Raw genomic sequence first — 12,651 nt, 5'->3', positions numbered from 1 at the left:
AGTAAATGCCGAAAATCGGCTTAAGTCAGTGTCCGGAATTTGTTGACCACTACATAACAATGGCATAAAATGGTAAGTGGAAAGGAATCAATTACCCTAAAATAATAACTTCTAATCAAACTATTACAAAAAGACCCAGACTATGTTGTTAGACAGGCCAATTCAATACTTGACTTACCTAAATCAAGAACCGATTTGTATTTTTTCCCCCAACAGTTCTAGCACGTTACATACTCTCAGCATCTCTGAGTCGACAAACTCAATCATATTCATCCAGAGGGCTGGTAGAAAAATCGGTACCTGGAAATTTCTTAACAATGGTGAGTTACACCAAGCTATTGAAGTCATAAAACCTAAATTAGGAATTCACTAGAGCTATATATAAACAACTTCTTAACGTAAGAAGTGGTACCGCCAACCGGTTTATTAAACTCTCTTCTTAGTTAGCTATTTATAAAATTAACATTATCAAAAACTATAAAAGGAAATTACTACTCTATGAAAGTCAATACCACATGTAATATATTGATATCATTGTTCATACTGACAGGATGTAATGACAGCTCTTCGGACTCTCCCACCCCACCTCCAACAGATCCAGATATTTGTAGCACCCAAACTTCCCCTCAACCTTTTGACGCTTATCGTTTCTCGCAACAAGCAACACTAGGGGTAACTAGCGAGCAGCTTGATCAAATAAAGCAAAGCCAAAGCCTCTGCGATTGGATTGATTCACAAATAGCCATGGAGCAAGATTTTTCTTACTTCCAGGCAACGAAAGCTACAGCTCATCATAGCGACCCAAGTAATGCTATTTTCGACGAGAAACATCCTGAATATAACGGCTTTAACAATTTATCAACAACAGGTCAAGCCGGAGGTAGCTTCGATTTAACAAGATACCAAAGTTATGCTTGGTGGGAGGGTACACTGGAGTCTGAGACCTTGCTCAGAAACCGGGTCGCCTATGCATTAAGTCAATTACTAGTAGTTTCTCATACAGAAACACCTCTTCATCGTAGAGGTGAGTCTTTAGCTTATTACTATGACCTACTCTATACCAATGCCTTTGGTAACTATCGAGATATCTTAAAGGCAATCGCTATTTCACCAACAATGGGAGTATTCTTATCCCATGAAGGTAACCAAAAGTTAACGACATTGTCTGACGGTAGTATTGTAAGACCTGACGAAAACTTTGCTCGAGAAATTATGCAATTATTTTCTCTTGGTTTAAACCAATTAAATCAAGATGGATCACTAAAGACTGATTCGGAAGGTAACCCAATTCCTACTTACACTCTTGACGATATAATTGAAGTTAGTCGAGTGCTAACAGGCTGGTACATAGATAATGACAACTACAACGGAAAAGGTGAGAACTTTGGTCGCGCAAACTACAACAATGGTGAATATAGCTCACCTATGCTTACTGACGAGAGTTATCATGACAAACAAGCAAAGACAGTTCTTGGTACCACAATTCCTGCAGGTCAGACTATTGAAGAAGATTTAGATTCTCTTATCGATATTTTGATGGCTTCAAGCAACATCGCTCCGCATGTATCTAGCTTTCTCATATCTCAATTGGTTACAGCCAATCCTACTCAAGAGTACATAGCTGATATTGTCAAAGTCTTCGAAGACAATGGTACAGGTACAAAAGGAGATATGGCTTCTGTAGTTAAAGCTATCTTGCTCCACCCTGAAGCTCGGGATGCAAAGTACTATACTTTGGATAGTTATGGACGAACAAAAGAACCAGTATTTTTCATGGCTGACATAATGAAAAAGTTTGCTGTCCAAAAGGTACCTGGCATCTCCACGATAAGTGGTAATACATTCAAATCAAACGCAACTGAGGGCATTTATGCCATTATTAACCCTATCACTGTGTTTGGTTATGGCCCTCTACGTTCGCCTACGGTTTTTAACTTTTATCCAGCAGATAAAGAATACAATATTGAAGAAACATCATTACTAGCTCCTTCATTAGACCTTTACACTGACGCCTCGCTAGCCAAACTCACTTTTTATACAAGAGGCATAATCCAGAACTCGCCTTATGAACTAATTATGTCTCCGAGCGGAAGCATGTGTGGAGGGGGTTATTGTTCAAGCCTTTTTGAGTGGGGGCAAACTTGGGGGCCAAGTAATGAAGCAAAGTTAGTGCTGTCCTACGCTCAAGAAATTGAACTTTTGAAGTCTCACCTTGATGGTGACTTAACGAATATCACTAAGCATGAACTTCGAGAACCCGCGATTCGAGCGCTAATAGATCACCTACACTCAAAAGTAAATCACAATACTCTACCAGATGATATGATTGAAGAACTCATAGCGCACTTCGATGCTGCCGACCCATTTCCCATTAGGCAATGTCGAGAAGGGCAAGCTGTCGGAGAACAGCTAGCACTAGAATGTTCCATCAATACCATCGGAGATGCGATTCAAACGATGGTGTTTAACAGTTACAACCTACTACAAAGGTAATAAAATCATGAAAAGAAGAGACTTTATTAAGGGCCTTGTAGGTTCAGTTCCCGCAGCAGCGCTACCTATATCATTACTATCTCACCCCGCCAAAGCTGCGGCCGGTGACTACAAAGCTATGGTAGTAATAGAATTTGAGGGTGGCAACGACACATTAAGCATGTTTCCACCGATTAAGGCCTCAGAACCAATAACTAGTTTTGATCATGGCACGTATTCAGCAATGAGACCACGATTAGCTGTTAACAATTTACCACTAGGGTCGCCAGTTACGGATGGCTCAAATCCTTACTGGACTGGGACTGGAGGTGACATAACTCAGTGTTATACTAAGGGGTATTATGATGTGGGCAATGAACACATTGGTATAAATGGATTAATGCCAGAGTTAGCCGCAATGTATAAAAACGGCGATTTAGCTACGGTAAACAATATTGGTACGTTAGTTTCCCCGTACGTAAAAGGTGCCCCTATTTCAGAGCAGCCCCCTCAACTAATGGGCCATAATAATCAGCGTAAACTCCAACATAATGGTAATTCAAAACAACTATTCTCAGATGGCTGGGCGAGCCGTGTTCACCAAGCAATGGGAAGCAGCGCCTCGGGGCCTAATATTTCTCTTGATGGTTCAGCACAGATCATGCAGGGGGGAGCTGAATTTATGTCGTTAAACTCTGTAAAACCTGACAAGTTCAACCAAAATTCATCATTAAGTATTTCTCAAAAGTATAATGAGTCAAACGATAATAAGATAGCAAGACTCATAGGAACCAAGATATTTTCAAGTGTAGATAACACTACCGAATTAGTAAATTTATGGGATACCCTTCCACTCAATGGCTACAATGTATATGGTGGAGATCTCTTTGCTATTCCCGGAACGAACGATACGGGCCTAACGTCCTCCAATGGACGGAACACTAATGACGGAACCTTAAAAGGATCAATGCTCAATGGGTTAGCTTCAGTTGCGCGCTTAATAGAGCTAGCAACCGGCTCTCACCCCTACTACCCTAGTGCTCCAAATAGACAAATTTTTTTCGTAAAAGTAGGTGGGCTTGATCATCATACAGGCCAAGATATCAAGCATGCAGCTTATCTTCGAGAACTTTCACTAGCAATGTGGGATTTCAAAACTGCAATGGAAAGTAAAGGCTTATGGGGTAATGTCATGGTTATGTCACAAACCGACTTTGGGCGTACAGGACAAGAAAACAACGGAGGAACCGACCACGCTTGGTCTAGCCATCAGTTTATTGCTGGCGGAGCTGTATCAGGCAATCAAACCTATCACAGAGACAATACGCCAACAAGTTTATCACTTGGCGGCAAACATGATATTAGTGATCAGGGCCGTTATATACCAACAACAAGTATTGATCAATTATTTGCTACAGCAGCAAGCTGGTATGGTTTAGACCAAAACTTGTTAGATGCTGTTTTTCCCACCTTGTTAAACTTTAGGTCAAGTAGTGAACCCGTAACAAAATCACTTATACCAGGGCTAGTAAACGGTGTTGGTTAATTACGTTTAGTTTAATCTTTTATGCGTAATAAAGTGCTACATAAGAAAATAATTATGCTATTCCTAATATAAGCATGTAGCAATCAACTTTTATTACTTATCTCTAAATACTCTACCCCAACAAAACCGCCTTATAATAAGGCGGTTTTTCTTAATAACCCCAGAAAAAAGCTTCCACGCTACTAATTATTAAATTACCATAGTTGTTTGTTACTTCTACTCTGCGCCTAATATATCTTAACGTCTCATATATCTTCGATGTGACTACTTAATTTCCAGCTATCGTATGGAAGAACTGTCTCTAGATTAAAATAATTTCAAAAAAATTTGATTAAGTCGATCGACCATTTAATTCACATTTAGAGAAATAACTATTCAGACAACAGCTCATTATTGCTTTGGGGCATTTTATCGTCTTCTTTTTTGGCAAATTTTGACAGTTTTTCAAAATCCGCTTGGGTCCAAGTAGGCTTATTTTTTAGAGTACTAGGTAAGGATGCGAAAACAGATTCATTATCTGAGGAAACCAAGGTTAGTTCAGCCCATTGTTCAACTTTTTTAAGATGACGAATAGATAATGAATAAGGTTCATCCCCAAAGTCTGGCGTCATCTCTAAACTAAGTGTGTAGTCGCGGACTTTCACAACCCATTTTTCAGGTAAACGCTCTAAACTATCCCACCATTGGCCGTCGATGGCTTCTAACTCTTTTATGGTTTTCTCCTTACTTACCGCTCCCATTTTTTTTAATACCATTTGAAGTTGAGATGAGAATGCCTTTTCATACTCAGTAATCTTGATAGTTGGATTTTTCTGCAATATTTGAGTCGCAATAATTGCTCCGACTAAGTTTGAATAAAGATCTTCAGTAGAAAATGCAGAAGCGTACTCTTTAAATCCACCGACAGATTCAACACCAAACCATTGCGCAATTTCATGCCACTGAGCCAATCTAAAAGCCAATAATCCACTTAACTGATAGATAGCATCCATACGTTCTTTCTCTGTTTTGAACGTAATGTCTTGAGGGTGAATTTGGATGATACGTGAACGAAGTTCATCTGGTAGTACGATTTGATAATCTGTACCTAGATGTTTTCTCAGCTCTGTATTCAAATAATAGGTATAGTCAGCCGTATCACGAATATGTGCGGTATCGAGAAAACCACCACGTTCGGTATAGATAATGCCATTTTTCTCTTCCGCACCACCAAATAATCTGCTAGTAACACTTTCTGAGCCATCGTTGTATTTATGTTGATCTAACTCACTGACTTCGACGACGTTCTCAAGGGAAAAAAATGGCACAGGAACAGACCCTAACTCGGCCTTTAAGCCAGTTCCAAAGGCACAACACGGACGAACTCCTGTTGGTGGCTCTATGGCAAAGGCATTCATGCTTATTATTGATAAGAAAAAACTTAGTTTATATATTAGTTTCATAGTTAAAATGCTTCATTGATATTAAAGTAAACCGCAGATTCTTCGTTTCCGAACCCAAAATCTAAGCGAACATTCACGCGAGGTTTAAAGGCAAAGCGATAACCAACACCATAAGTGGGAAGCCACTTCGTATCAGTTAGTTCATCCATTTTTGAACTTATGTTTCCCGCACCTACCCATGTCACTATTCCATGACGGTTATTGAATCTATGTCTGTACTCAAGTTGTGCCGAAGCTTGAATACGATCGCGATATTGACCAGAGTAGTAGCCACGCATCCGTTCATCGCCTCCCATTTTGCTCATAGCAAACCAAGGTAAATTATCTTCGTCACTCAAGCCTTGTATGAAAAAATCAGCCGCGAGAATATTGCTTTTATTTACGTGGATAAACTCACGGTAATTTAGGGTTAGTTGCTGGTAATCATAATCCGATGACATTTTCTTGGAATAGGTTTTGTATTCTGCCAACACATATCGGCCTCTATAAGGGTTTGGGATAAAATCACGACTGTCATATTCCAAGCCGAAAATAAGGCCAACATTATTTTTATCTTCGAGATCTTTTTTTGTTAAAGAACTTCCGTTTGATTTCTGGTTTCTTAAGATGGTGTAATCAAGGCCCGTCAAAAAGTAGAAATTGGGCGCAAACTGAAACGATATAGATGGTTCAGCATTAAAATACAATGCTTCATGCTCTGTTTTGTTCGATGATTCTTCCGCTGCTTCTCGACCAATGCCCCAAAATTGACTTGGGGTTTGGCTTATCCAAGTTGTTAAATTTAGCTTAATACTGTCTTGATTAAGATAGGTGGAGTTTGTTAAACCGACCCCGTAAGTGCCTGCTGTCGATGCATAGCCCGAAATGTTAATCGTTGAGAGCTGATTTCCGGCATTTTCTCCCTGCGGGGCATACAGTCCCATAACAGCAACCCCGACCCCAAAACCTTGCTCTGGATTAGAAAATGGACCGGGTAGTACTCCCCAATCGATGTTCCCATCGGAAACATCAACGGATTCACTTGATCCTAGGTATTCCAGAGCAACTTCTGCCCAGTTGTTCTCCTCTTCTGCCAAAGTAAGTTGAATAGACAAGCTCCAAACGAAAGCAATGTAGAATATTAGTTTTAGATACATGAAGATGAGTCTCAATTTTCTTGATAACAAGATCGTTAATTTAGGTGTACGAATAGAATTTAAGGCTCATTTAAAAGCGAGTATCTAACGTAATAAATGCACTTCTACGCTCTCCAAAACTAAACTCACCAATGAGATTAAATGTTGAGTTGATAGTGTATTGGAAGCCCATTACTGGTGCCCAATCCGTTGCTAGGCTTTGCTCAACGTTAAAGTGCCCATCATTATCTTTATTTACAAGATCGAGAAGGTTATGTAATTCCGGAGGTAAATCTAAATCTGATATGTTACCTGATAGGCTTTGCTGAATATTTTGATATTGACCACCAACCCAAGCTCTAATTGGTACGCCACGAGAGGCAAAGTCATAACCAAACCTTGGTGTGACTACAATAGATTGGATTCCACCGTCAATGATAGTTAGATTGGTTTTAGTGTAACTACCATCAACTATCGTAAACCAGTTTTTGAAACCGCCTGCAATAACAACGCCCCCGCCATACATGTCACCTTCAAGATCTAATTGAAATGGCAAGTTTTGGGCTGATTTGATTGGTAGACCTTTAATATCAACACTGATATTAGTCTCTGAATACCCAGAAATTTTCCCACCAATGGCATAAAAATTAAGAAAGGGAAAAAGCCACATATCGGCTCTTAAGGTTAATACGTCGCTACTTTGTCGGCCTCCAGTTGTTTCGATACCTATTGAGTCTTGACCTATTGGCATGCTACCGAGTTTAAGTCCATCAAAGTTGATGGAGTCAACATTAATTCCTTGTTCTACATGCATATAGCCAACACTGATACCGAAAGCTTCGGGTAAAATATAGCCTTGTTCTTCTGCTTCGGACCTCCAAATAGGTAACTCAAGTGATTGTGCATTTACGCTAGTGGATAGCAATAGCATCGGAAGACTTATTAATGCTAATAAATTATTTTTATGCTTGAATGGTTGCCGAACAACGTTTGAGACAGCACTCATAATAGGATTTGTTGGGATTGATTTTTTCACGTGCTTTAAACATTATGTATTAATTCATATATTAAGAATAATAAAGCACTTAGTTTTACTTAATAGCCATTTTACGACATTAATTGAAGACACTTTTAATTAACACTTGGGTGATTTATTAGATTGTTATTGGTTTTTAATAAAATCAACATCTACTCTTATTCCTATGAATGATTTATCGACCTCTCCATTGACTTCTACTATGGATTGAGTGGTAGAAGCCTGCATCATCCAATTATCATATTCGATTTCAACATTAATATACCCTGTTTCATCTCGAAACGTATAAATATCATCACCATGATATTCCACAATCTTGCCTACCAAAGCTACCGGTAAGCCATCGATTAATAAGTCGCTATCGATAATGTCATTAGCAGTTGTTAAATAATACCTATATTCATTAGATCGACGATCTAGTTCGCTCATCATACTTTTAGCTATGAAAAACACTATAAAAATCAACATGATTACTAACTTAATACAATCACTCACTAACCTTGCCTATGTTGTTTCATGATCTTCGTAAACATAAAAACATTATTGAACCCCATATTCTAACGTCATCTTCCTTCGGCAAAATTCATATCGACTTATGCACCAAGCCTTATTTTCTTTTGAACTAGAAACTCTTGCCGCCCTGAACCATTCTGCCGACGCTTCAAAATAATAGCCTCTTCTTTCTAATTCTGCTGCATATTCACTTAGCAAAACCGATTCATCATATTGCATGTTATTAACCATAAAACAATAACTCTATTTATAGTGAATTATCAAAAAAAAGATATAGTATCAAATCACATAAACCTATATTTACCATCTTACGACAAGCGTATAAATTAAACTATTTATCCGAACCACTATGACCATATGTTATTTTAATTTTACTATGCGACATGTTAAAAATTCGTATATTTATGTAGATTGCAAGTTAGGTCGTAGTTCATCCCGAGTAGAAAACACAACTCCTTCTTAGAAGACGGTTTTGCTTTCCCTCCCCTAGAAGGGGGCGTCCGCAATATTAGTTCTTCAATAACTGCAATTGTTGTTCATATTCTATGTCCTGTTTATCTTGCTTCCGTATCTAAAAAACACCCTCGAGCGAGTAAGTGATTTCCCTGCCGTATCTCTCCAAGTCTCATGCCTGTACTTGTGAGTCCAAACGATATGGTATTTTCTACGCCAATAGACATGTTATGAACTTCTGAAATCGCCCATGTCATTGTTTCCTCTTGCTGGTGGTGAATAAGAGGTTACTTCTAACATTAGAACTTCTTGAGGCTATTTTAGCCTCAAGGAACCATCACCACTGCCCTAGATGGTGGTATTGAGGAGTCAATAGAAATTAAGTTCTTAAAATATGCCGTAGATTTACTAAAGTACACATTTTTTTTGATTTAGAATTGAGATTGAACTTTGACATAGAAAAATATAGCATTTATGATGTGCTTAATTTTACGTTCCGATGTGACTATAATATTTCCACCAATATCCGATGTAGTTAACTATGATATTTAGTGAAAGAGTGAATTTATAATACCTACAGCCTACAACAACATCAGGCCGCTAGCATTCTAATATTTTTTATCCGTTGGATATAATCATCAAACGGAACAATGCTACGCCTATTATTCAGTTAATACGCTCACATAACGTAAATGATGGTTTCTTTAGGGTCTTTTTTATTTTATAAAAAAACTCAGCACTAATTGCTGAGTTTTCATAAATACAGTCCAGGTTGGACATGGCTATTTTGCTAGAGTCAAATAGTCTACTTCAATATAGGTACTACCCCAATCACTATCCACTTCACCAACAATGGTCAACAATGTAGTTTCATCCGCAATAATACCCTCCCACTCTTCAAGGTCAACCTCAAGTTCAATAGTGTCATCACTATCATTAGTTTTGAACAAGTACATTTCATAGCCCAAAGCTTTAATTATATAACCAGTGAGAGACACAACACTACCATCTGACATCTGCTTAACCTCTGCGACAGTGATCGTTGCATTTTCAGAGAGCTCGTATTTTACACCAGGTCCTATATAGCCACCTCGAGCATGAGTAAACCAAGGTACTACTAATATTAGTATGATTATCAATCTCTTCATAATGTTCCGGAAATAGAATATACTCGGTTATTGTACCAATTTAAGAAACTCTACTTCAATATAATTGCTACCCCATTCGCTATCGACTTCACCTACGATCTTCAACAACGTCTTGTCATCTGCGGTTATATTTCTCCACTCTTCGGCTTCGATTTCTACCTCAATAGTGTCGCTACTGTCAGCGGTCTTAAACAAGTACATTTCCTTTCCTAAAGATTCAACAATGTAGCCTGTTAAGGTCACCATACTATCTTCTGACATCCTTTTAGCCTGTGCAACAGATATTGTAGATCTTTCGGAATTAGCTTGCTCGGAAGCTGGGCCAGTGAACCCACCTTGAGCATATGTAAATGAAGAAACCGTTAGAAGTGCAGCCGTTGATAATAACTTTTTCATGCTTGTATACCTTTTACTTTGAGAACTAATCTTTGTTACAGGTATACTAATGACAAGAATGTGAAGAAGGAGTGAAGGGAAATATGAAAATTTTACTTGTTGACGATAGTTTCCAAATTTCAGAAACAATCGCCGACTACCTAGAATTACGAAACTGTATCGTTGATTTTGCCTATAACGGCCAAGACGCTCTTTCCATTATTGAGGAGCAGTCTTTCGATGTTGTAGTAATGGACATTATGATGCCTAAGATGGATGGCATTAGTGCAGTCAAAAAAATACGTAATGAACTGCACAAGACAGTCCCAATCATATACCTCAGTGCAAAAGATAAGCTAGAAGATCGCTTAGAAGGTTTTGATTCCGGTGCCGATGACTATCTCGTTAAGCCTTTTTCCTTAGAAGAGCTATATGCTCGGATTACCGCTTTATACAATCGTACGAACAAGATGGTCTCTGCTATCGTAACTTTTAAAGACATTCAAATAAACACCGAACAAAAGCAGGTCAATTTTGGCAGTAACCAGCTAAAACTTCCTCCTATTCAATACAAAATACTACTACTGCTTATCAAAAAAGCGCCAAATCTAGTCACTAAGTCAGACATTATTGAACACATTTGGGGAGATAGTGAACCCAATAGTGACGCTCTACGCAGCCATATTTACGGAGTAAGAAACACAATAAGTAAACAAGGCTCCCAGACTCAACTGGAAACCGTATTTGGTAAAGGGTTCAAGCTGTCATGAGACCAACACCTAGCCTATTCACTAGTGTAAGAATAACGCTAGCGCTTTTGATACTGACGCTGTGTGGCAGTTTTTGGGGCGTAGTCTACGTAGGAGAGACCAAACTAGAAAAATTAAGCTTGCACCAATGGCTCAAAAGTGAAGCTAAGCGAGTCACTATTGAAACTATCGAAGGCAACCCTGATTATCAGCCCGCTCCTGAAGTATTTGACTATTATAAGCTAACCCAACCCAATGTTTTACCCGCTTGGCTGGCCGAATATAAAAAAATAGGTCTATACGAACATATGCTCGGCGCTGAAGACAAACACTTTATTATCAGCCGAATGCCTAATAGCAATATTTTGTTCTATATCGTATTCAAAGACAATGAAGATGATTTTCTAGATCCGTATGAGTCCGAGATTTATAAAAATTCAATGACTATAGTGATCGGTGCAACATTAATCATCTTCTTATACTGCTACTTACTTTCATTATGGTTGTCTCACCCACTTTCAATTTTACAAGCTCAAGCAAGATCTGTTGGTCTTCGGAATAAAAAAATAAAGATCGAAACTAAATACAAAGAGACTCAAAACATTGAAGAATCTCTAATTAAGAGCCAGGACGATTTAGAGCATTTCCTACAACGAGAAAATGAGTTCAATCGCTTTGCCTCCCATGAACTGCGTACCCCTATAGCTGTCATTGCTGGGTCAGTGGAACTATTGAAAGATGTGAATTTTGATCCAGCGAGTCGAATCGGTGAAAAAACGGTCGAACGTATGCAAAGCGCCTCGAAAGAGATGCAACTGCTAACTGACGCATTTCTGCTCCTTGGTAAAGAGCATATCGCAGAGGATCGAATAGACAAATGCGACCTCGGTCTGATAGTTGAAAATCAAATTGATAAATTATCAACTCTATTTAGACACCAGAAAGTAAAGGTATCTTATGAAGAGCATGACCCTGAAAGTGTGGAATCCCCTGTAAGTTTTGTTACGATTGCCATCAACAACTTACTTAGAAATGCATTTAGCTATGGCGAAGAGACTATTCATATCCAATTAAATCAAACTCGCTTGATTGTTAACAATCAATATGGCGCAAATAAAGAAGATCTTGCAGGTTATGGTGTCGGACTTGTGATTGTAGAAAGAGTAAGCCAAAAAATGGGATGGTCTTTTTCGATTGACAAGAATCAAAACCACTTTATCAGCCAGATTGACTTTAGTAACACTACTAAAGCCCTAGAAAATACTCACTTAGGTACATAATTATGCGTAGTAAGTTCTTATTGGACCTCCAAACAAATAGTTTAATTATATGTTGATTTCGTCCGCCTTTTTGTAACCTTACTTAAGAAAAGTCAACTTGCTTCACGTCGTGCTACCAATAGTTCCGCTACGCACGACGTGAATTCATTGTAAACAATAATAGGGCAAATATTAGATAGGCACAAAATGTGCTGAGTTACATTATTTTTACTAGTTCAAACAGAAACCAAACCGCCTAAGGTTTGAGTCATTCTTAAACAACATACACTGGATTTTAGATAGCCAAAACCTTGTAAGCTTGCTCAGCGATTTCGTTCAGGCTAAAAATCAGGCACTAGCAACCATAACTTCCAAGAGGTAACTTTTAGCCGCTGCTTTTTTTGTATAAGATTCCGGCTGCTGATGCACCTTCCTGGCAGTTTTCTAATGTCAGAACTAAACATCTCCTAAATCAATATACTTGAAGCGGCTTTGTTGCGTAATTAGATTTAAAAATAGAGCTACCCCGTTTCGGGCGTTTCT

General features: G+C 38.5%; 11 protein-coding genes and 1 pseudogene. 4 read left to right on the top strand and 8 right to left on the bottom strand.

Annotation, left to right across the window (positions count from 1 at the left end):
* Nucleotides 1-498 precede the first annotated feature (498 nt).
* Entirely contained in the window at nt 499-2,493 is a 1,995-nt protein-coding gene (locus tag AB6E85_RS25370) for a DUF1800 family protein (RefSeq protein WP_372144730.1), read from the top strand.
* A 7-nt stretch (nt 2,494-2,500) separates the two neighbouring features.
* Nucleotides 2,501-4,018: a DUF1501 domain-containing protein gene (locus AB6E85_RS25365; RefSeq protein WP_372144728.1), complete on the top strand. Its 1,518-nt coding sequence runs from the start codon at nt 2,501-2,503 to the stop codon at nt 4,016-4,018.
* 371 nt (nt 4,019-4,389) lie between these two features.
* Here the strand turns inward: AB6E85_RS25365 and AB6E85_RS25360 are convergent, their stop codons facing one another.
* The 8 genes and pseudogenes from AB6E85_RS25360 to AB6E85_RS25325 form a co-directional block, all read right to left on the bottom strand.
* Complete coding sequence (locus AB6E85_RS25360; protein WP_372144726.1) at nt 4,390-5,460, bottom strand: DUF4056 domain-containing protein; 1,071 nt, start codon at nt 5,458-5,460, stop codon at nt 4,390-4,392.
* 2 nt (nt 5,461-5,462) lie between these two features.
* Nucleotides 5,463-6,596 (bottom strand): BamA/TamA family outer membrane protein, encoded by a 1,134-nt coding sequence (locus AB6E85_RS25355; protein ID WP_372144724.1) that lies wholly within the window; start codon nt 6,594-6,596, stop codon nt 5,463-5,465.
* Nucleotides 6,597-6,666: 70 nt separating this feature from the next.
* A complete protein-coding gene (locus AB6E85_RS25350; protein ID WP_372144722.1) occupies nt 6,667-7,611 on the bottom strand; it encodes a TonB-dependent receptor in 945 nt (314 codons plus the stop codon).
* A 126-nt stretch (nt 7,612-7,737) separates the two neighbouring features.
* Nucleotides 7,738-8,079 carry a NirD/YgiW/YdeI family stress tolerance protein gene (locus tag AB6E85_RS25345; protein ID WP_372144732.1) on the bottom strand — a complete coding sequence of 114 codons (342 nt, stop codon included), beginning with the start codon at nt 8,077-8,079 and terminating at the stop codon, nt 7,738-7,740.
* A gap of 72 nt (nt 8,080-8,151) precedes the next feature.
* A complete protein-coding gene (locus AB6E85_RS25340; protein WP_372144720.1) occupies nt 8,152-8,343 on the bottom strand; it encodes an ANR family transcriptional regulator in 192 nt (63 codons plus the stop codon).
* A 366-nt stretch (nt 8,344-8,709) separates the two neighbouring features.
* A pseudogene (locus AB6E85_RS25335) lies at nt 8,710-8,829 on the bottom strand (IS200/IS605 family transposase); the annotation flags it as partial.
* 530 nt (nt 8,830-9,359) lie between these two features.
* A complete protein-coding gene (locus tag AB6E85_RS25330; RefSeq protein WP_372144718.1) occupies nt 9,360-9,725 on the bottom strand; it encodes a YgiW/YdeI family stress tolerance OB fold protein in 366 nt (121 codons plus the stop codon).
* Between the two features lie 27 nt (nt 9,726-9,752).
* On the bottom strand, nt 9,753-10,121 hold the full coding sequence (locus AB6E85_RS25325; RefSeq protein ID WP_372144716.1) for a YgiW/YdeI family stress tolerance OB fold protein: 369 nt from the start codon (nt 10,119-10,121) through the stop codon (nt 9,753-9,755).
* A gap of 83 nt (nt 10,122-10,204) precedes the next feature.
* Here AB6E85_RS25325 and AB6E85_RS25320 point away from each other — a divergent pair, with 83 nt between their 5' ends.
* Nucleotides 10,205-10,870, top strand: a complete 666-nt coding sequence (locus tag AB6E85_RS25320; protein ID WP_372144714.1) for a response regulator transcription factor — start codon at nt 10,205-10,207, stop codon at nt 10,868-10,870.
* Nucleotides 10,867-12,129, top strand: coding sequence for a sensor histidine kinase (locus AB6E85_RS25315; RefSeq protein ID WP_372144712.1), 1,263 nt, complete (start codon nt 10,867-10,869; stop codon nt 12,127-12,129). Before AB6E85_RS25320 ends, AB6E85_RS25315 begins: the two co-directional genes overlap by 4 nt.
* Nucleotides 12,130-12,651: the final 522 nt, after the last annotated feature.

The sequence above is a fragment of the Vibrio sp. 10N.247.311.51 genome, from assembly GCF_041467855.1.
In the GTDB taxonomy this organism is placed as follows: Bacteria; Pseudomonadota; Gammaproteobacteria; order Enterobacterales; family Vibrionaceae; genus Vibrio; species Vibrio coralliirubri.
The sequence above is the reverse complement of the archived record's forward strand: the minus strand, read 5'-3'. Positions and strand labels throughout refer to the sequence as shown.

Coding starts and splice junctions, on each gene's coding strand:
- AB6E85_RS25330 (WP_372144718.1), bottom strand. CDS start 9,725: ATGAAGAGATTGATAATCATACTAATATTAGTAGTACCTTGGTTTACT.
- AB6E85_RS25355 (WP_372144724.1), bottom strand. CDS start 6,596: ATGTATCTAAAACTAATATTCTACATTGCTTTCGTTTGGAGCTTGTCT.
- AB6E85_RS25360 (WP_372144726.1), bottom strand. CDS start 5,460: ATGAAACTAATATATAAACTAAGTTTTTTCTTATCAATAATAAGCATG.
- AB6E85_RS25320 (WP_372144714.1), top strand. CDS start 10,205: ATGAAAATTTTACTTGTTGACGATAGTTTCCAAATTTCAGAAACAATC.
- AB6E85_RS25365 (WP_372144728.1), top strand. CDS start 2,501: ATGAAAAGAAGAGACTTTATTAAGGGCCTTGTAGGTTCAGTTCCCGCA.
- AB6E85_RS25370 (WP_372144730.1), top strand. CDS start 499: ATGAAAGTCAATACCACATGTAATATATTGATATCATTGTTCATACTG.
- AB6E85_RS25315 (WP_372144712.1), top strand. CDS start 10,867: ATGAGACCAACACCTAGCCTATTCACTAGTGTAAGAATAACGCTAGCG.
- AB6E85_RS25340 (WP_372144720.1), bottom strand. CDS start 8,343: ATGCAATATGATGAATCGGTTTTGCTAAGTGAATATGCAGCAGAATTA.
- AB6E85_RS25345 (WP_372144732.1), bottom strand. CDS start 8,079: ATGTTGATTTTTATAGTGTTTTTCATAGCTAAAAGTATGATGAGCGAA.
- AB6E85_RS25325 (WP_372144716.1), bottom strand. CDS start 10,121: ATGAAAAAGTTATTATCAACGGCTGCACTTCTAACGGTTTCTTCATTT.